This is a genomic window from Mesorhizobium sophorae, from assembly GCF_002270415.1.
GTDB lineage: Bacteria > Pseudomonadota > Alphaproteobacteria > Rhizobiales > Rhizobiaceae > Mesorhizobium > Mesorhizobium sophorae.
Genome location: NZ_NNRI01000007.1, coordinates 660,202 through 678,035, shown reverse-complemented (window position 1 = coordinate 678,035; position 17,834 = coordinate 660,202). Strand labels below are relative to the sequence as shown.

General features: G+C 62.7%; 17 protein-coding genes and 1 riboswitch. Of the genes, 8 read left to right on the top strand and 9 right to left on the bottom strand.

The features are described from left to right. Positions 1-87: 87 nt before the first annotated feature. Together CGZ66_RS07595 and CGZ66_RS41315 are read right to left on the bottom strand one after the other, a co-directional pair. Complete coding sequence (locus CGZ66_RS07595) at positions 88-711, bottom strand: LysE family translocator (RefSeq protein ID WP_095083096.1); 624 nt, start codon at positions 709-711, stop codon at positions 88-90. A 95-nt stretch (positions 712-806) separates the two neighbouring features. Next, positions 807-929 carry a hypothetical protein gene (locus tag CGZ66_RS41315; protein WP_095083093.1) on the bottom strand — a complete coding sequence of 41 codons (123 nt, stop codon included), beginning with the start codon at positions 927-929 and terminating at the stop codon, positions 807-809. A 240-nt stretch (positions 930-1,169) separates the two neighbouring features. On the opposite strand from CGZ66_RS41315, the gene CGZ66_RS07585 reads away from it, so the two are divergent. The 6 genes from CGZ66_RS07585 (at position 1,170) to CGZ66_RS07560 (ending at position 7,321) form a co-directional block, all read left to right on the top strand. Beyond that, complete coding sequence (locus CGZ66_RS07585) at positions 1,170-1,934, top strand: L,D-transpeptidase (protein WP_095083091.1); 765 nt, start codon at positions 1,170-1,172, stop codon at positions 1,932-1,934. 181 nt (positions 1,935-2,115) lie between these two features. Continuing rightward, complete coding sequence (locus tag CGZ66_RS07580; RefSeq protein ID WP_095083090.1) at positions 2,116-3,282, top strand: diphosphate--fructose-6-phosphate 1-phosphotransferase; 1,167 nt, start codon at positions 2,116-2,118, stop codon at positions 3,280-3,282. A gap of 34 nt (positions 3,283-3,316) precedes the next feature. Next, entirely contained in the window at positions 3,317-4,036 is a 720-nt protein-coding gene (locus CGZ66_RS07575; RefSeq protein WP_095083088.1) for an MBL fold metallo-hydrolase, read from the top strand. A 257-nt stretch (positions 4,037-4,293) separates the two neighbouring features. Further along, positions 4,294-5,817: a DegQ family serine endoprotease gene (locus CGZ66_RS07570; RefSeq protein WP_095083087.1), complete on the top strand. Its 1,524-nt coding sequence runs from the start codon at positions 4,294-4,296 to the stop codon at positions 5,815-5,817. A 149-nt stretch (positions 5,818-5,966) separates the two neighbouring features. Then, positions 5,967-6,578: a molybdopterin-dependent oxidoreductase gene (locus CGZ66_RS07565; protein WP_095083085.1), complete on the top strand. Its 612-nt coding sequence runs from the start codon at positions 5,967-5,969 to the stop codon at positions 6,576-6,578. Then, entirely contained in the window at positions 6,575-7,321 is a 747-nt protein-coding gene (locus CGZ66_RS07560; RefSeq protein ID WP_095083083.1) for a ferredoxin reductase, read from the top strand. Before CGZ66_RS07565 ends, CGZ66_RS07560 begins: the two co-directional genes overlap by 4 nt. A gap of 64 nt (positions 7,322-7,385) precedes the next feature. Here the strand turns inward: CGZ66_RS07560 and CGZ66_RS07555 are convergent, their stop codons facing one another. Together CGZ66_RS07555 and CGZ66_RS07550 are read right to left on the bottom strand one after the other, a co-directional pair. Then, the gene (locus CGZ66_RS07555; RefSeq protein WP_095084314.1) at positions 7,386-8,486 is read right to left on the bottom strand and encodes an FAD-binding oxidoreductase; all 1,101 of its coding nucleotides are present in this window, start codon (positions 8,484-8,486) and stop codon (positions 7,386-7,388) included. A gap of 80 nt (positions 8,487-8,566) precedes the next feature. After that, the gene (locus CGZ66_RS07550) at positions 8,567-9,814 is read right to left on the bottom strand and encodes an aromatic ring-hydroxylating oxygenase subunit alpha (protein ID WP_095083080.1); all 1,248 of its coding nucleotides are present in this window, start codon (positions 9,812-9,814) and stop codon (positions 8,567-8,569) included. 114 nt (positions 9,815-9,928) lie between these two features. After that, positions 9,929-10,130: riboswitch (cobalamin riboswitch) on the bottom strand. A gap of 511 nt (positions 10,131-10,641) precedes the next feature. Here CGZ66_RS07550 and CGZ66_RS07545 point away from each other — a divergent pair. Beyond that, positions 10,642-10,842 carry a DUF680 domain-containing protein gene (locus CGZ66_RS07545; protein ID WP_095083078.1) on the top strand — a complete coding sequence of 67 codons (201 nt, stop codon included), beginning with the start codon at positions 10,642-10,644 and terminating at the stop codon, positions 10,840-10,842. Between the two features lie 69 nt (positions 10,843-10,911). Further along, on the top strand, positions 10,912-11,151 hold the full coding sequence (locus CGZ66_RS07540; protein WP_095083076.1) for a DUF680 domain-containing protein: 240 nt from the start codon (positions 10,912-10,914) through the stop codon (positions 11,149-11,151). 75 nt (positions 11,152-11,226) lie between these two features. On the opposite strand, the gene CGZ66_RS07535 is transcribed toward CGZ66_RS07540, so the two are convergent. From CGZ66_RS07535 to CGZ66_RS07515, 5 genes are all read right to left on the bottom strand, one after another. Next, positions 11,227-12,339, bottom strand: a complete 1,113-nt coding sequence (locus CGZ66_RS07535) for an ABC transporter ATP-binding protein (protein ID WP_095083074.1) — start codon at positions 12,337-12,339, stop codon at positions 11,227-11,229. 41 nt (positions 12,340-12,380) lie between these two features. Next, complete coding sequence (gene bglA, locus CGZ66_RS07530) at positions 12,381-14,045, bottom strand: beta-galactosidase BglA (RefSeq protein WP_095083072.1); 1,665 nt, start codon at positions 14,043-14,045, stop codon at positions 12,381-12,383. Between the two features lie 4 nt (positions 14,046-14,049). After that, complete coding sequence (locus CGZ66_RS07525; protein WP_095083070.1) at positions 14,050-15,204, bottom strand: carbohydrate ABC transporter permease; 1,155 nt, start codon at positions 15,202-15,204, stop codon at positions 14,050-14,052. 1 nt (position 15,205) lies between these two features. Further along, positions 15,206-16,219 (bottom strand): carbohydrate ABC transporter permease, encoded by a 1,014-nt coding sequence (locus tag CGZ66_RS07520; RefSeq protein WP_095083068.1) that lies wholly within the window; start codon positions 16,217-16,219, stop codon positions 15,206-15,208. 257 nt (positions 16,220-16,476) lie between these two features. After that, the gene (locus CGZ66_RS07515; protein WP_095083066.1) at positions 16,477-17,832 is read right to left on the bottom strand and encodes an ABC transporter substrate-binding protein; all 1,356 of its coding nucleotides are present in this window, start codon (positions 17,830-17,832) and stop codon (positions 16,477-16,479) included. Positions 17,833-17,834 lie beyond the last annotated feature (2 nt).

Here is a 17,834-nt window from a genome sequence, read left to right as displayed (position 1 = left end):
TGGGCCACAGACTCGCCAACCGGTACATTTTCCAGGGCAATCTCGGCTTCAGCGTCAAATGGTGAAGCCGAAATTTCTCCATTGTCCCTAATTGCCCGAACGCATCGCCACCGTGGCGATGCCGGCGCCGACCAGCAGCGTGCCGCCGGTGCGGTTGAAGATGCGGATCGCCTTGGGATTGCGCACGACGTTGCGTGCGCGCGCCGCGATCAGCGCATAGCCGAAGGCATTGGCGAAGGCGAGCGCCAGGAAGGTCGTCTCGAAGATCAGCATCTGCGTCCAGAAATCGGCATGCCGGTCTAGGAACTGCGGCAGGAAGGCGACGAAGAAGGTGATGCTTTTCGGGTTGAGCGCGGTGACCAGCCAGGCATGCGCCATCATCTTGGCCGAGGACACCACGTCGGTGCGCGGTTCGGCTTTCAGCGCGCCGCCGGCGCGAAACAGTTTCACGCCGAGATAGATCAGATAGCCGGCGCCGATCAGCTTCAGGACGGTGAAGACGGTCGCCGAAGCGGCCAGCAGCGCGCCGATGCCCAGCATAGACAGCGTCATGGCGGTGAAGTCGCCGAGCGCCACGCCGACCGCCATCGGCAAGGCGGTACGCCAGCCTTGGCCCAGCGCGTAGGACACGACCAGAAGGATGGTCGGACCTGGAATGATGAGAAGGATCGCCGAGGCGGCAGCGAAGGCGGCCCAGTTTTCGAAGGACATGCTCGTCTCCTTTGAGCGTAAAGAAGAGGATAAATCCTTGGCGGCGGGAGAATGTAAAGGGCGATTTCCCTAATTTCGCCAACGGCAGGTCGGGGTCAGTTCGCGCCGCTCAGCGTGCTCACGATATCGGCCAGGCTGACATCGGCACCGAGAACGATTGCTGCCGAGACAATGGCCGCGGCAAAAAGCTTGATGTCGGTTCTTAAGGTCTTGCACATGGGTCCCCCTCGGTAGCCGCCTGGAGGGGTAGGAAGCGCCGGCGCCGGGAATATGACCTGACGGAGGCCTTTTTGTGCAGCAGCCCTTCGGTCGACGGTCGGGCGGCGGCTCGAACGCTAGCAAGGCAATGCGCAAACGCAGGCAGCGCAAGGCCTTCACGCTTTATCAACCATGAATGATGAAAATGCGTTTCATCCGGCCGGACCGTGCTTCCCGCCGACAGCGTAGGGTTTGGGTATATGCGTGAGTTGCCGCAAGGTCTGACGCCGCCGCGAAACGGCGACGCAATCGAAACCGATCATCATCTTTCCCGTCGCACCATCCTGTCCGGCGCAGGGGCATTGGCTTTGCTCAGCGCTGCCGGCTGCTCGACCTCGGGCGGCGGTCTGCCGGTGCTGGATCTCGACGATACGGTCACCGGCTCAGTGCCGATCCGGCCGAGCATCAGCGTTGACAAGCACATCACCAGCCCCGACGTGATGTATGCGGGGCTGACCGATGGCGGCTTCAACGTGCCGGAAGTGCCCTATCTGAAGGTCAAGCCGGAATTCCGCCGCCAGATCGTCGTCGACACGACCGGCGAAGCGCCCGGCACCATCGTCGTCCATCTGCAGGAGCGCATGCTCTATCTCGTCCAGCCGGGCGGTGAAGCCATCCGCTACGGAGTCGGCATTGGCAAGGACGGCTTCCGCTGGTCCGGTCGCGCCAACATCCAGTACGGCAGGGAATGGCCGACCTGGACGCCGCCGCCCGAAATGATTGCCCGCAAGCCGGAGCTGGTGAAATGGCAGGCCGGCCAGCCCGGCGGCTTCACCAACCCGCTTGGCGCCCGGGCGCTCTATATCTATCAGGACGGCAAGGACACCGGCTATCGCATCCACGGTTCGCCCGAATGGTGGAGCATCGGCCAGGCAATGTCGTCGGGCTGCGTGCGCCTGATCAACCAGGACATCATCGACCTCTACAGCCGCGTCTCCAAGAAAAACCCGGTCGTCGTCATGTGACCCTGCCGGCCGCCGGCGTGGCCGCTTCTCTTTCTGTTCGAGCATGATCTCTGGCGAAAGCCGGTTCCCACCCTCGGGCCGGGGGCATGCTTTTCGGGATCATGCTCTGGTTCTCCCGTTGCGCGATGGCGAAAGACAGGCGAATGTGCCTGCGAATTTCATCGCTCGGGAGACGTCAGGAATGGCCGGAACTTTCGTTATCGCGCAGGGCGGCGGCCCGACCGCCGTCATCAACCAGACAGTGGTCGGGGCGACGTTGGAGATCCGCAAGCGGCATCCCGGCGCCAAGGTGCTCGGCTCCATTCACGGCGTGCGCGGCATTCGTGACGGCAACTATGTTGACCTCTCCGCCATCCCGGAAGACCGGCTGCGGCTGATCGCCGGCACGCCAAGTGCGGCCCTTGGCTCGACGCGCGACAAGCCGGACGCCGCCTATTGCGAGGTCATCCTGAACGGGCTGAAGAAGGCCGGCGCCGACGCCTTCATCTACATCGGCGGCAATGACACGTCCGGCACGCAGCAGATCCTGACCGACGCCGCCGGCGGCACGATCGCTTTCGTCCATGCACCGAAAACCATCGACAATGATCTCGAGGAGAACGATCACACGCCGGGCTTCATCTCGGCGGCCGAGTTCGTCGCTGGCGCCTTCCTGTCCGTCGACCTCGATTTCCGCGCTCTGCCCGGCATCTATGTCGGCATCGTCATGGGTCGTCACGCGGGCTTCCTCACGGCCGCCGCCGCGGCATGGCAACTCGACCCCGACAGCGGCCCACACCTCGTCTATGTGCCGGAGCGCCCATTCTCCGCGGCCGGCTTCATCGATGACGTGCGCGCCACGCTCGACCGCCACAAGCGCTGTATCGTCGCCGTGTCGGAAGGCGTCAGCACCGCCGATGGCAAGGCGCTGGTCGAAAGCCTGGTGCCGCCGGAGAAGCTCGAGCGCGACGCGCACGGCAATGTCAAGCTGTCGGGCAGCGACCTGCCGGCCGCACTCGAGCGCGCGCTGGCCGAAGGCCTGCCCGGCAAGCGGGCCCGCGTCGATGCACTCGGCTACATGCCGCGCGGCTATATCGGCGCCATCAGCGCGGTCGACGCGCAGGAGGCATTCGATGCCGGCGCCTTTGCGGTCAGCGTCGCCGAACAGGGCGGCGGCTCGGTGGCGCTGCAATATGACGGCGCCAAAACGGTGCTGAAGAAGGTGCCGCTGAACAACGTCGCCGGCAAGACCCGCCATATGCCCGACGATTTCATGAAGCCCGACGTCAATCAGCTGTCCGAGGCCGGCATGGCCTATCTCAAGCGGCTGGTGCCGGAAAAATACAAGATCGGGAAGCCGTTCGTCTGATGCCAGCTCATACGTGATGCCGGGCTCACACTTGATGTCGGGCTGGTTCAGCAAGAGCATCGTCGACGAGAAGACGACGATGCTGACCGAGCCGTTCGTGCACGAATACGTGCGCGCCAACATCTGGCATCTGCGCGGCCGCGATGTCGACCTGCTGGTCGACACCGGCATGGGCATCTGTCCGTTGGCGCCGGAGATCGAGTTGTCCGACGGCAAGCCGCTGCTGGTCGTCGCAACCCATATCCATCTCGACCATGTAGGCTCGCTGCACGAGTTCCCGTTGCGGGCCGGACCAAGGATGAGTGCCGCGCAGTTCGAGAGCATGGATGACGCCGCGACCTATGCGTACATGTTCCACGACCTCGAAGGTGCCGTCTCGAAACTGCCCGCGCCGGGCTGGAAGGCAGCCGATTACAGGATACCCTCAGCGCCATTGACGCGAACCCTTGACGAGGGCGACGGGATCGATCTCGGCGACCGTCAGTTTCGCGTGCTGCACCTGCCCGGACATTCGCCGGATTCGATCGCGCTGCTCGACGAGGCCGATGGCCTGTTCTTCAGCGGCGACGCCATCTACGACGACACGTTGATCGACGACCTGCCGGACTCCGATCGAACGGCCTATCGCCGCACGATGCAGCGCCTGCTCGACGTCCCGATCCGCATCGGCCATGGCGGCCACGGGCCGAGCTTCGACGGCAAGCGCATGCACGACATCGCTACAGCATATCTCGGGCGAACCGACGCGATCTGATCCCTCCGCGGGGCTGGGAAGACCGTCTTGCCGCCACCCCACGACATTGTGACCGGCCGCCGTCTGGAAATTAAATCTTCGTAAGGTCGCCTGAAAACCCTAAATCGGGCCAATCCGCACCCTAGATGCAGGGCTGTCGATCCGGTCGGCTGCCATGCAAGGCGAGACGGGCAATCGCGACCCTCGACACGCGGGATGGCCAGTTTCCAAGAGAGGCGGCCACAGCGCAGGATCAACTCTCGCCCGGACAAACGACCATGTCGAATATCATTCGCAGACATCGCGTCGCGGCCTCGCTGGGCGCTGCGCTAATCATATCTCCCCTTGTCATCTCTTTCGCTCAAAGTGCGAGCAACGCCGTTCCGACAACCCAGACACCTATCGCCGGCATTGCTGCACCCAACGGCTCGTTCGCTCCCATCGTGGCCGCCGACAAGCCCGCGGTGGTGACAGTTACCACCGTCATGAAGGCACAGCCGGAAAGCACGGACGACGGCATGCCTCTCGGCAACTCGCCGTTCGACGAGTATTTCCGTCAGTTCTTCGGCGACCAGGGCATGCCCGCTCCACAGGCCCCGCCGCAGCAGGCTCCGCGTGCCGAGGCGCTCGGTTCAGGCTTCATCGTCGCTGCCGATGGCACCATCGTCACCAACAATCACGTCGTCGATGGCGCCTCTTCCATCAAGGTAACGCTCGACGACGGCACTGAGCTTCCCGCCAAGCTCGTCGGCCGCGATGCCAAGAACGATCTCGCCGTGCTCAAGATCAAATCCGACAAGCCCTTGCCGACCGTCAAATGGGGCGATTCCGACAGGCTGATGACCGGCGACCAGGTGCTGGCAATCGGCAATCCGTTCGGCATCGGCACCACGGTCACGGCAGGCATTGTGTCAGCACGCGGCCGCGATCTGCACAGCGGGCCATTCGACGACTTCATCCAGATCGACGCGCCGATCAATCACGGCAATTCCGGCGGTCCGCTGGTCGATGTCAGCGGCAATGTCGTCGGCATCAACACGGCGATCTATTCGCCCAATGGCGGCAGTGTCGGCGTCGGCTTCGCCATCCCGTCGGACCAGGCCCAGAAGGTGGTCGCCAAGCTGATGAAGGACGGCTCCATCCAGTATGGCTACCTCGGTGTCGAGATACAGCCGGTGACGCCGGATGTGGCTAGCGCCATTGGGCTCGACCATCCTGGCGGCGCGCTGGTTTCGCAGGTCAATGAAGGTTCGCCGGCTGCCAAGGCCGGCGTCGAGACCGGCGACGTCATCACCAGCTTTGCCGGACAGGATGTGAAGGATCCCAAGGACCTGTCGCGGGCCGTCGCCGATGTCGCGCCGGGCGCCAGGGAGACGCTGGACATCTGGCGCAAGGGCAAGGCCATGGATATTTCCGTCAATGTCGGGCTCAACGGAGACGATGTGAAGACCGCATCCGTGACCGACGGGTCCGGCGCGCCGAGTACCGAGCAGGGCTCGCGCGTCCCGGCAATCGGGCTTGGCCTGATGGACATCACCCCTGATGTCCGCCAGGAGTTGAACCTGGCGGCCAATCAGCATGGCGCCCTGGTCGCAAGCGTCAATCCCGACAAACCGGCCTCGGCCTCGGGCATCCAGCCCGGCGACATCATCGTTGCCGTCAATCAGGCGCCGGTGAAAACCGCCAGGCAAGTGACGCAGGCGATCGCCCAAGCCGGCAAGTCCGGCCGCAAATCGGTGCTTCTGCTGGTCGAGCGCGACGGCAGCCAGATCTATGTCGCGGTGCCGTTTGCCAATGGCTGACGCCGGGGCGCTGACGTGAAGGTAGCGATCGGCGGGCGCGGCGATGCCGGCCCGCCAATCCTGTCCATCAAGATTTCGGTTGCCCGCCACGGTATCTTCGAGAACATTGCATAAGGCCGATAGTGGCCTGATGCAGGGGAATTGCCGCGATGGTCACCCGAGGTTTTTCTTCAGGACGGCGCCCGCCGACCGACGGCGACGCGCGCATTCCTCCCGGGCAGTATCTCGAGCAGGGATTTCCGGTCCTGTCAGCCGGCCCGACGCCGCGGGTGCGCACCGAGGACTGGTCGTTCACGCTGAAGCACGGACCGCGGCCGATCAAGAAATGGAACTGGACCGAGTTCAACGCGCTGCCCTTGACCAAGATGACGCGCGACATCCATTGCGTGACCGCATGGACAAAATTCGACACGCCATGGCAAGGCGTGCTTGTTGACGACATCCTCGCCGATGCTGGCATCGAGCCGCCGACCGCCTTCACGCTGGCGCATTCCTTCGACGGCTATTCCACCAACGTGCCGACCAAGGACCTCACCGCCGGCAAGGCGATGGTGGCTCTGCTTTACGAAGGCAAGCCGATCACATCTGACCATGGCGGCCCGGCTCGGCTGCTGGTGCCGCATCTCTATTTCTGGAAATCGGCCAAATGGCTGAACGGCCTGCAGTTCACCGAGCGCGATGAGCCCGGTTTCTGGGAATTGCGCGGCTATCACATCTATGGCGACCCTTGGCGCGAGCAGCGCTACACGAACGATCCATGAGCGACGCAGCGGCAGTGCAATCGCCCTGGCAGACAGTCAGGATCGTCCGTATCGAAAAGCGCACGCCGCGTGTCACCAGCTTCTTTTTCCAACTGTCGCGGCCTTTCGCCTATCGGGCCGGTCAGCATGTCGACGTCAGGCTGACAGCGCCGGACGGCTATCAGGCGCGCCGCTCCTATTCGATTGCCTCCGCGCCCGGAGATGGCGGGGTGATCGAACTGGCGATCGAAAAACTCGACGATGGCGAGGTCTCGCCCTTTTTCCACGACGTCGCAGCAATTGGCGACGAGGTCGAACTGCGCGGGCCGCTCGGCGGGCATTTCATCTGGCCCGATGTCGATGGCGGGCCGGTTTTGCTGGTCGGGGGTGGTTCGGGCGTCGTGCCTTTGATGGCGATGGTCCGTCATCGCGCCAGGCGCAATTCGAGCGTGCCCGTCGCCCTGGTCTTTTCAGCGCGGGTCTGGGACGAGGTGATCTTTCGTGACGAACTGGTTGCCCTCGACGATCGCAAGGACGGCTTCGACCTGATTCTGACCCTGACGCGCGAAGCTGCACGCCGTCCAGCCGATTATTCGCGGCGGGTGGACGTTGCCATGATGGTGCAATCCATGGCGCACCTGCCCGGACCGCCTGATATCGCCTTCGTCTGCGGCTCCAACGCCTTCGTTTCGGCCGCCGCCCAAGCGCTGATCGATGCCGGCGTCGCAGCGGAGATCATCCGCACCGAGCGTTACGGGGTTTGAACGGACACGGCACTTCGAGAGGTTTTCCGTAGTCGTCGTTCTGCGGCCTGGCATCGCCCGCCGGTCACGCCTCGATCTCGAGCGCCGAAAGTGGCTTCGAGCAGCAGGCGAGGATAAAGCCGTCGTCGATTTCGTGATCGAGGATGCCACCATTGTGGCTCATCTCGACATCGCCCGCGACCTTCTTCACCTTGCAGGTTCCGCAGAGGCCGAACTCGCAGGCAGCCGGAATCCGTACACCCGAGGCGCGGGCCGTCTGCAGCACGGTCTGGCCGGCGACGCATTCGGCCTCGACATCCGAAAGCGAAAACCGGATCGGTGTCGCGGCCTCGACGACAATGGCGGCGCCGTCTTCCACCGGCGAGGTGAACGGTGCCGGGATCTCCTCCACGACAGGCGCGGCAAAGCTCTCCTGATGGTACTTCGTCATGTCGAAGCCGGCTGCGTCCAGCATGCCGCGCACCGCGCGCATGAAGGGATCGGGGCCGCAGCAGAAGATCTCTCGCTCGCGGAAATCGGGCGCCAGCAATGGCAGCCGGATCGCGTCGATGCGGCCCATATGGCCAAACCAGCCCTCGCGGCTGGAGCGCTCCTCGATCATGAAGCCGAGCGACAGGCCCGGCATGCGGCTGCCGAGCAGTTCGAGCTCCTTGCGGAAAATGATCTCTTCCGGGCGCCGCGCGCAATTGACGAAGCCGACATCGGTCCATGGCGCGCAGTCGTTCAGCCAGCGCAGCATCGACATCATCGGCGTCACGCCGGAGCCGGCTGAAATGAACAGGTACTTGGCGGCTGGGTGGCTGTGCAGCGAAAAGTCGCCGGTCGGCCCATAGGCCTTGACGTGCGAGCCCGGCGTCAGATGGTCGAACATCCAGCGTGTGCCGATGCTGCCCGCTTGCGCCTTGATCGTCACCGCGATCGAGAACGGCCGCGATGGCGAAGACGACAGCGTATAGGTGCGCATCAGCGGCCCGTCGGCGGTCGGCAGTTCCAGCGTCACGAACTGACCGGGCTTGTAGCGGAACCAGGTCTGGTTGTCGGAGCGGAAGGTGAAGGTCTTCACATCAGGCGCTTCGTCGCTGACGCCGATCACCTCCAGCACCTGGAGCCGGTCGTTCCAGGGCGTCATCTGGTCGAGATGGCGATAGAGGCCGAGATCCGTCATCGCATTCATCCTCTTGTCCTCACTCTTGGCCTGTGCATGTCGAGTTCCCAAAACCGCTGCGCACTTTTGGGCGACATGCACTATGCAACGCTGCGCAGCGCCGGTCGGCCGCCTTCGGCAAGGCGCGGGCCGATGAACGACGCGTACCACTCGACGAACTGGATGACGCCACCCTCATGCAGCTCCGAATAAGGGCCGGGCTCGTAGGCGGGCGACAGGATGCCGAAGGCGTTTTCCTCGACGATCCGCCGGTCCTGGTCGTTCGTCTCGGTCCAGACGTGGGTGAGTTCGTCGAGATCGTAATCGACGCCTTCGACCGCATCCTTGTGAACCAGCCATTTGGTCGTCACCGCGGTCTCCGTGGCGCTGATCGGCAACACCCGGAAGGTGACGGCGTGGTCGCCCAGAATGTGGTTCCAGGTAGTCGGATAGTGATAGAGCAGCAAGGAACCGATGCGGTCGGTCGAAACGCTGTCGGACAGGTTCTTCTTGACCGCACGCTTTCCCGTCATCGTGTAGCTGACGGCATCGCGCAGCAGCGGCGCGCGGGTGGCGCGGTACTGTCCGGCCGGGTCGATGCGGAATTTGCTCGGCAGGCCGGCCGCTTCGCATTTCGCCCAGTGCGCAAGCATTTCCGGGTCGCTGTCGGCGCCTTGCACGCCGGTCACCGTGGGTGCCTCTGGAAAAGTCTTGCAGAGCTCCGGATGATTGCCGGCGCAATGATAGCACTCGCGGTTGTTTTCCCAGACCAGCTTCCAGTTGCCCTTCTCGACAATGGTCGATTCGAACGCCACCTTGGCCTCGCGCAGCCGGTGCGGCAAAAGGTAGGGCTCGATCATCGCGCGCATCGGTGCGAAATCCACCGGCTCCTTGGCCAGGCAGATGAAAATGTAGCCACCGACGCTTTCACAGGCGACGGGCTTCAAGCCGAACTGGCTCTTGTCGAAACCGTCGGCCATCTGCCTGGCAAACAAGAGCCTTCCGTCCAGCTCGTAGGTCCATTGGTGATAGGGGCAGACCAGCTTTGCCGCCGTGCCCTTGTCGGAATTGCAGACGCGGCTGCCGCGATGGCGGCAGGAATTGTGGAAGGCGTTGATACTGCCCTTCTGGTCGCGGACAAGCACGACTGGATAGTCGCCAATCTGCGCCGTGATGTAGCTGCCCGGCTTCGGCAGCTCGCAATCATGACCGATGAACAGCCAGTCGCGATACCAGATCAGCTCCATGTCGAGCTTGAAATAGTCTGGATCGGTGTAGAAGGGCTGTTCCAGCGAAAAGCCTTGCCGCCGGCCACTCAAGAGCCTCAGCATGTCGTTGCGAGCATCCATGTCCTGTCCTCGTTTCTAAGGACTGAACTGGTGGTGACGGAGGAAGGATTGGACGCAGGCCGGCGATGCGCCGGACATGCACTATCCGCCTCTTGACCGCCCACCGCGATCAGTCGAGTCTAGACATCTCGGGCTGGTTTCCGGGCTCTGGAGTTGTCCTTGCGGACCATCGCGACACCTTCCCAGGCTGACGCCCAGTGGTCTCCCGTTGCGACTTGAACTCCACCACCGTTGCGGGGGCAGCGCCGGATTCTGACCGGCTTCCCAATTCTCCGCCTCGTCGTCACGAAGCGGCACCTGAGATGACATGATCTAATCACGATCGCGGGCGCGTCATCGGCATGAAAACGACATCGTATCCATGCGGCGCGACACGCTTGCGAAACGTTCCGGTCGGTGATCGCGAAGCGGAAGCCTTTCTCTTGGGCAACCATAGCCGGCTCCAATCTCGCCGAAACCGAACCCTTGCCAGGAAGCAGAAAAGGTTAACGGTATCGAAAAGTGACTATTAGCTGCCGCTAAAATCGAACCGAACGGTTCGTTTCTGTTGACTGTGCGTGCAGGACTTGTGAACGCTGGGCCTCCGGCACAGTTGGTGACCGGGGTACCTGTTTCGTACAACTCTTTGATATAAATTAGAAAAACATTGAGTGTGGAAACCCCTGGCGCAATTTCAAGTGGTGGATTCTTGGTCCACGCGGAACAACTTCGTGATTGGAAATGGCTGGATGGCTCTCCCACATCGGGGCTGTCCGAACGACGCGATTTCTTCCCAAGACACGCCGCTAGACGGACGGCAAAAATAAGAAATACTGGAGTACCAAAAAATGAAAAAGATCATCCTCACTGCCGCCGCCCTTCTGGCCATTTCCGGCAGCGCCTTCGCGAACAGCGACCACTATGGTTCGAATGCCCCGGCAGCCACCGCTGCTGTCGACAGCTCGTACACCGCTTCGACCAAGAAGTCGGAGCCGGCTGCTCAGACGCCTGCCCAGGGTAGCAACCGTAACCTCTTCGGCAATAACTAACAGCCGATTCCCAGAAGGCGGCGGGCTCTCCCGCCGTCCTGGCGAAATCCAGAATTCAGGAGATTTGAAATGAAGAAGATCATGCTTGCTGCCGCCGCCGTCGTGGCGATCTCCGGCAGCGCTTTCGCCGCCAGCGACAACTACGGTTCGAATGGCGCCAACCAGCCTGCCGTCGGTTCGGTTGACAACTCTCAAACGGGCTCGATCCGCAACAGCGGTGGTTTCGTCGGCAAGCTGCTCAATTCGTCGGGTGACGTAGAGAAGTCCGCCCCTCAGAGCGCCGACCGCGACCTCTTCGGCAATCGCTAACAGCCGAAGTTGATTTCCAAAAAAGAGCGGCGGGCCTGGCCCGCCGCTCTTTTCGTGTCGAGACTTGGTTCTGTCTCAAGCCGCCTTTACTTCCGGCTGACGGAGCGAGAAGGAGTGCCCGTCCGCGTCGAAGATGTGAAGGTCGTTGGCGTCCGCGCTCAACCGCAGCGTCGCACCGCGCTTGACCTCGACATTGCCAGGCAGCTTGGTCACCAGCGGCAGGTCGGCTCGGCCGATGTCGACATAGACAAGCTGAACCTCGCCGAGTTGCTCGACATAGTCGACCGTCCCCTCGAACAGATAGTCCGTGCCGCTGGCGATGATCAGATCTTCCGGCCGCACGCCGAAACTCACCGCAGCACCCTTTGCCGAAGCCGGCGTCGCGATCGGCACGCTTGCCTTGCGCCCGCCGACATGGCTGACGACGGTCGGGTTTCCGGTCTTGTCGATGGTCGCCGGCAGGATGTTCATGGCCGGCGAGCCGATGAACTGGGCGACGAACAGGTTGCCGGGCTTCTTGTAGAGGTCCATCGGCGTGCCGACCTGCTCGATATGGCCTTCCTTGAGCACCACGATGCGATCGGCCAGCGTCATCGCCTCGACCTGGTCGTGGGTGACGTAGATCATGGTCGTGTTGGGCATCGATTCCTTGAGCTTGGCGATCTCGATGCGGGTGGCGACGCGCAGTGCGGCGTCAAGGTTCGACAGCGGCTCGTCGAACAGGAACACTTTCGGATTGCGCACGATGGCGCGGCCGATGGCGACGCGTTGGCGCTGGCCACCTGACATCGCCTTGGGCAGGCGGTCGAGATATTTGGTCAACTGCAGGATTTCCGCCGCCTGCTTCACGCGGCGGTCGATCTCGGCCTTGTTCTCCTTGCCGATCTTCATCGAGAACGCCATGTTGTCGTAGACGGTCATGTGCGGGTAGAGCGCGTAGGACTGGAACACCATGGCGATGCCCCGCTTCGACGGCGGCACGTCGTTGACGACCTCGCCGGCGATCTTGAGTTCGCCGGAGGTGATTTCCTCGAGCCCGGCGATCGACCTCAGCAATGTCGACTTGCCGCAGCCCGACGGGCCGACAAAGACGATGAACTCGCCCGACTTTATATCGAGGTCGATGCCGTGGAGAATGTTCAGATTGCCGTAGGACTTCTTCACTTGTCTTAGCGTGACATCGGCCATTGGTTTCCTCCCAGTGATTTGAAATTCAAGTGATCTGAAGTTCAGTCGATGCGCCCAAACCAGGCGCCGTAGCCGTTGAGCTGTATGGAACCACTGCTCGCCTGCCCCGAAAATCCGTGTCCCGGCAAAGGTTGCAGCGATCGGTTGCCAAGCTCAATCCTGGTTGGCTTGGCTGCCAGATTGAAGACGCAGACGACCTGCTCATTGCCTGCGCGGCGTGTGAAGGCGACGGTGTCGCCCTCGCTTTCGATGAATGTGATGTCGCCCTTGGCCAGCGCCGGATGGGCACGGCGGAAGGTGAGAAAGCGCCGGTAGTGCTCGAGCAGCGAGCTCTCGTCGCCCTGCTGGACATTGACCGCTTGCGACAGGTGCTTGGCCGGCACCGGCAGCCACGGCTTGGCCGAGGAGAAGCCGCCATTCCTGGCGCTGCCGTCCCACACCATCGGTGTGCGGCAGCCGTCTCGGCCCTTGAATTCCGGCCAGAAGCGGATGCCGTAGGGGTCCTGCAAATCCTCGAAGCTGAGGTCGGCCTCCCCGAGCCCAAGCTCCTCGCCCTGGTAGATGCAGACCGAGCCACGCAGCGACATCAGCAACGCCGAGATGACCTTGAGATAGGCGGTCGGGTCGGCTTCGCCTGCCGCCCAGCGCGAGGCAGGGCGCATCACGTCATGGTTGGAAAAGGCCCAGCACGACCAGCCGTCGCTGGCGACCTTGCCGAAGGATTCCAGCACCGAGCGAACCTTGGCCGCGCTGATCTTTTCCGGCGCGAGGAAGTCGAACGAGTAGCACATGTGCACGCGCTTGCCGCCGGCGGTATAGGCCGCCACCACTTCCAACCCGCGCTGCGAATCGCCGACTTCACCGACCGCGGCGGTAGCCGGATATTCATCGAGCAGGGCGCGGAAGCGTTCGAGGAAGCCGAGGTTTTCCGGACGGCTCTTGTCGTAGAGATGGTCCTGGTAGTTGTAGGGATTGACCGCGGGTGCGGTCTGGTCGTTGCGCTGCTCGGGCGGCAGCGGCGGATTGTTTTCCAGGCCTTGGCTGTGGAAGTAGAAATTGATGGTGTCGAGCCGGAAGCCGTCGACGCCGCGCTCCAGCCAGAAGCGGGTGACGTCGAGCAGCGCGTTCTGGACCTCGTGGTTGTGGAAGTTGAGATCAGGCTGCTCGGCCAGGAAGTTGTGCAGGTAATATTGCTGGCGGCTGGTGTCCCATTGCCAGGCCGAGCCGCCGAAGATCGACAGCCAGTTGTTGGGCGGCGTGCCGTCCGGTCTGGCGTCCGCCCAGACATACCAGTCCGCCTTCGGGTTGGTGCGGCTCGAGCGGCTTTCCTTGAACCATGGGTGGTTGTCGGCGGTGTGCGACAGCACCTCGTCGATCATCACCTTCAAGCCCAGCCTGTGTGCCTCGGCGGTCAGCGCGTCGAAGTCGGCCAGCGTGCCGAACATCGGATCGACGTCGCAGTAATCGGTGACGTCGTAACCGAAATCCTTCATCGGCGATTTGAAGAACGGCGAGATCCAGATGGCATCCGCACCGAGTGCCGCGATGTAGGGGAGCCGGCCGATGATGCCCTGCAGGTCGCCGATGCCGTCGCCGTTCGAGTCCTGGTAGCTGCGCGGATAGATCTGGTAGATCACCGCACCTCGCCACCAGTCGCGATCGACGGCGAGGTCAGGCTTCGAACTGGCCTTCAAAGCGGATTGCATGGTCTCAGCCTCCTTTCACCGAGCCGGCAAGCAGCCCGCGGACAAAATAGCGCTGCAGCGAGAAGAACACGATCAGCGGCACGATGATGGTCACGAAAGCCGACGTCGTCAGGATCTCCCAGTCGCCGCCCCGTGAGCCAAGCAGCGCATTGAGCTTGGCGGTCAGCACGATCTGGTCTGCCTCCGTACCCAGGAAAACCATCGCGACCAGCAGATCGTTCCATACCCACAGGAATTGGAAGATGGCAAACGAGGCCAGCACCGGGAAGGACAGCGGCAGCACGATCTTGACGAAGATCTCGAAATCGCTGGCGCCGTCGATGCGCGCCGATTCCATGATTTCGCGCGGCAGTCCGGCAATGTAGCTGCGCAGCAGGTAGATGGCGAAGGGCAGGCCGAAGCCGGTATGCGCCAGCCAGATGCCGAGATAGGTTTTCGACGGCATGCCGAAGAAGGCGCCGACGCCGTTGTAGAGCTTCAGCAGCGGGATCAGCGACATCTGCAGCGGCACCACCAGCAGGCCGATGATGACCGCGATCAGCAGCGCTCGGCCGGGAAAGCGCATCCAGGCCAGTGCATAGGCGGCAAAGGCGGCGATCAGGATCGGGATGACGGTCGCCGGTATGGTGACGGTCAGCGAATTCATGAACGACCGTCCGATGCCTTCCGAAAACAGCACGGTCTTGTAGTTGTCGGTGGTGAATTTCGGTGGCGCCGACGAGGCATAATAGACGCGCTGGCCGCGATCGCCTTCGAAGGCCTTCGGCGATTGCATGATGAAACTGCCGTCGGCATTGAGCTGCAGGGTGACGCCGTCGCCGAGATCGGCCGATGTGCCGGCGGGGTATTGCGTTGGTGCTGCCGACTTGACGCCGAAAGCGCTGATGTTGCGGACAGGGCTGTTGCCGAAGATGTTGCCTTGAAGGACGAACTTGCCGTCCTTTTCGACTTGCATCGAGGCAGCCGGCAGGCGGCCGGCTTCCGTCTGGGTGGAACTGGAGAACGAGTTCCACCAGCCCGAGGCGATGATCTGGTCCTTGTCGCGCAGCGACGAGACCAGGATGCCGAGCGTCGGTATGGTCCAGATGGCGACGAAGATGAGGACGGCAATATGGACGCCGAAGCGGCTGGCGAAGGAATTTCCGGTCGCAACGGCCATCTCAATGTCCTCCCGTCTCTTTGTTCGCCTGGCGGATGTTCCAGACCATGATCGGAATGACCGCGATCATGATGATGATGGCGATGGTGGCGCCGCGGCCGAAATCGCCGCCGCCACGGAACATCCAGTCGAACATCAGGTTGGCCAGCACCTGGCTGTTCCACTGGCCGTTGGTCATGGTCAGCACGATGTCGAACACTTTGAGCACCAGGATGGTGATCGTCGTCCAGACGACGGCGATGGTGCCCCAGATCTGCGGCACCATGATCTTCCAGAAGATTTGGAACGGATTGGCGCCGTCAATGACGGCGGCTTCCAGAGTTTCTTCCGGGATGCCGCGCAACGCCGAAGACAGGATGACCATGGCAAAGCCGGTCTGGATCCAGATCAGGATCACCATCAGGAAGAAATTGTTCCAGAACGGCAGTGATATCCAGACCTGCGGCTGGCCGCCGAAATGCTGGATGATGGCGTTGAGCAGGCCGATCTGGGTCTGGCCCTCGCCACGGTACTCGTAGATGAATTTCCAGATGACGCTGGCGCCGACGAAGGAGATCGCCAACGGCAGGAAGATCAGGCTCTTGGCGACCGTGCCCCACCAGATCTTGTCGGTGAGCACGGCGATGATCAGCCCGAGGAAGGTGCAGGCGGCCGGCACCACCGCCAGCCAGACGATGTTGTTGAGGATCGAGTTGCGGAACTCGCGATCGCCGAACGCCCATTCATAGTTGGCGAGGCCGACGAAGTTTATGCCGCCGCGATCGAGGAACGACAGCCGCAGCGTCTCGACCACTGGATAGATGAGGTAGATGGTCAGGATGATCATCGCCGGACCGACGAACAGCCACGGCCTGACCAGCCCTTGCCGGCGCAGATTATCGATGGCAGCGGCGCCGGCGACGCCGCGCGACGGGAATATCAGGTCGACCAGCTTGTTGGCGCCCCAGAAATAGGCGACGCAACCGCCGACCCCGACGATGATGACGAATATGGCCGAGAAAATCTGAGCCGCCATGGGTCCCTCTCCCTGCGCATGATCCGACAAGGAATGACCTTGGTGACGGGACCAGGCGCCGATTCAGTTGTTGGAGCGTCGTCGGCGGCGGAAAACCTGCTCACATGCCGATCGCGCTTTATGTCAATGCGCTCATGACGAAAGGCTGCGGCACGGGCCGCCGTCGGATCCGGGCCGGTAGGGTCCGGATCCAGTGCGAGAATGGCAGGCTCGGCCGTTTTGATCGCCGAGCCGGACAGGCCCCCGCTTGCCGGCCGCTACTTGATCGCGTCCCAGCTCTTCTGGATGTCGGTGGCGACATCCTGTGCGGACTTGCCGCCGACCAGGTCGATCATGCCGGTCCAGAAGGCGCCGGCGCCGATCTTGCCCGGCATCAGGTCGGAACCGTCGAAGCGGAAGGTCGAGGCATTGGCGAGGATTTCGCCCTGCTTCCTCAGCGCGTCGCTGGCATAGGCAGCCTTGTTGACGCCCTTGAACGGCGTCACGAAACCGCCCTCGGCCATCCAGATCTCGTGGGCGAGCGGCATCTTCAGGAATTCGATGAAGGCGCGCGCTGCCTTTGAGTCCTTGGTGATCATCGCCAGCGTACCGGCGCCGAGCACCGGCGTGCCCAGTTCAGGCTTGGAGGCATAGGGCGGGAAGTAGAAGAAGTCCGCGTCCTGGCCGACCTTGGTGCCTTCCGGGAAGAAGGTCGGGATGAACGACGCCTGATGGTGCAGGTAGCACTTCGGCGGCACCGAGAAGAGGCCCTTCGGGCTGTCGCGGAAGTCGGTCGCCGCAACAGCCTTGGCGCCGCCGTCGACCATCTTGTCGTCGGTCGCGATCTTGCCGAAGATGTCGATGGCGTTGACCACCGCGGGATCGTTGAACGGGATCTCGTTCTTCACCCATTTGTCGTAGACGTCAGGCGCCTGGGTGCGCAGCATCAGGTCTTCGACCCAGTCGGTCGCCGGCCAGCCGGTGGCGCCGCCGGAGCCGAGGCCGATGCACCACGGCTTGCCGCCATCGGCGATGATCTTCTTTTCGAGATCGGCGAGTTCTTCCTGCGTCTTCGGCACCTTGTAGCCGGCTTCCTCGAAATTGTCCGGCGAGTACCAGACCAGCGACTTCACGTCGGCCTTGTAGGGGAAGGCGAAGAAGCCCGGCTTGCCGTCCTTGTCCTTGAAGGTGCCGAGGTCGACCCATGACTGGCCGGCGCCGTAATTGTCCTTGACCCATTTGGCGGTGTCGTCGCCCAGTGGCGTCAGCAGGCCCTTCGATGCCAGGTCCTGGATCAGGCCCGGCTGCGGCAACACGGCGATGTTGGGCGGGCTGCCGGCCTGCGTGTCGATGACGATCTGCTGTTCATAGTTCTCCGAGGAGGAGTATTTGATCTCGACGCCGGTGGCTTCCGAGAAATAGTCGAGAACGCCGCGCACCAGGCCTTCGTCCTCACCGCGCCACGGTCCGAAGATCGACAGCGTCTCACCCTTGAGATCGACTTTCTCGAGCTCTTCGTAATTCGCCCAGTTGAAGCGGGGATCCTCGCCCGGCTTGAACTTCAGTTCGGCATGCGCGGGCGCGTTCAGGGCGAGCGTGGCAAACGCAGCACCCAGCAAAAGCAATTTCTTCATCG

Excerpts from the sequence above, each read along its gene's own strand:
- bglA (WP_095083072.1), bottom strand. The coding sequence starts at position 14,045 with ATGCAATCCGCTTTGAAGGCCAGTTCGAAGCCTGACCTCGCCGTCGAT.
- CGZ66_RS07595 (WP_095083096.1), bottom strand. The coding sequence starts at position 711 with ATGTCCTTCGAAAACTGGGCCGCCTTCGCTGCCGCCTCGGCGATCCTT.
- CGZ66_RS07525 (WP_095083070.1), bottom strand. The coding sequence starts at position 15,204 with ATGGCCGTTGCGACCGGAAATTCCTTCGCCAGCCGCTTCGGCGTCCAT.
- CGZ66_RS07565 (WP_095083085.1), top strand. The coding sequence starts at position 5,967 with ATGGTCACCCGAGGTTTTTCTTCAGGACGGCGCCCGCCGACCGACGGC.
- CGZ66_RS07520 (WP_095083068.1), bottom strand. The coding sequence starts at position 16,219 with ATGGCGGCTCAGATTTTCTCGGCCATATTCGTCATCATCGTCGGGGTC.
- CGZ66_RS07550 (WP_095083080.1), bottom strand. The coding sequence starts at position 9,814 with ATGGATGCTCGCAACGACATGCTGAGGCTCTTGAGTGGCCGGCGGCAA.
- CGZ66_RS07560 (WP_095083083.1), top strand. The coding sequence starts at position 6,575 with ATGAGCGACGCAGCGGCAGTGCAATCGCCCTGGCAGACAGTCAGGATC.
- CGZ66_RS41315 (WP_095083093.1), bottom strand. The coding sequence starts at position 929 with ATGTGCAAGACCTTAAGAACCGACATCAAGCTTTTTGCCGCGGCCATT.
- CGZ66_RS07545 (WP_095083078.1), top strand. The coding sequence starts at position 10,642 with ATGAAAAAGATCATCCTCACTGCCGCCGCCCTTCTGGCCATTTCCGGC.
- CGZ66_RS07540 (WP_095083076.1), top strand. The coding sequence starts at position 10,912 with ATGAAGAAGATCATGCTTGCTGCCGCCGCCGTCGTGGCGATCTCCGGC.
- CGZ66_RS07555 (WP_095084314.1), bottom strand. The coding sequence starts at position 8,486 with ATGACGGATCTCGGCCTCTATCGCCATCTCGACCAGATGACGCCCTGG.
- CGZ66_RS07575 (WP_095083088.1), top strand. The coding sequence starts at position 3,317 with ATGTCGGGCTGGTTCAGCAAGAGCATCGTCGACGAGAAGACGACGATG.
- CGZ66_RS07580 (WP_095083090.1), top strand. The coding sequence starts at position 2,116 with ATGGCCGGAACTTTCGTTATCGCGCAGGGCGGCGGCCCGACCGCCGTC.
- CGZ66_RS07570 (WP_095083087.1), top strand. The coding sequence starts at position 4,294 with ATGTCGAATATCATTCGCAGACATCGCGTCGCGGCCTCGCTGGGCGCT.
- CGZ66_RS07535 (WP_095083074.1), bottom strand. The coding sequence starts at position 12,339 with ATGGCCGATGTCACGCTAAGACAAGTGAAGAAGTCCTACGGCAATCTG.
- CGZ66_RS07585 (WP_095083091.1), top strand. The coding sequence starts at position 1,170 with ATGCGTGAGTTGCCGCAAGGTCTGACGCCGCCGCGAAACGGCGACGCA.
- CGZ66_RS07515 (WP_095083066.1), bottom strand. The coding sequence starts at position 17,832 with ATGAAGAAATTGCTTTTGCTGGGTGCTGCGTTTGCCACGCTCGCCCTG.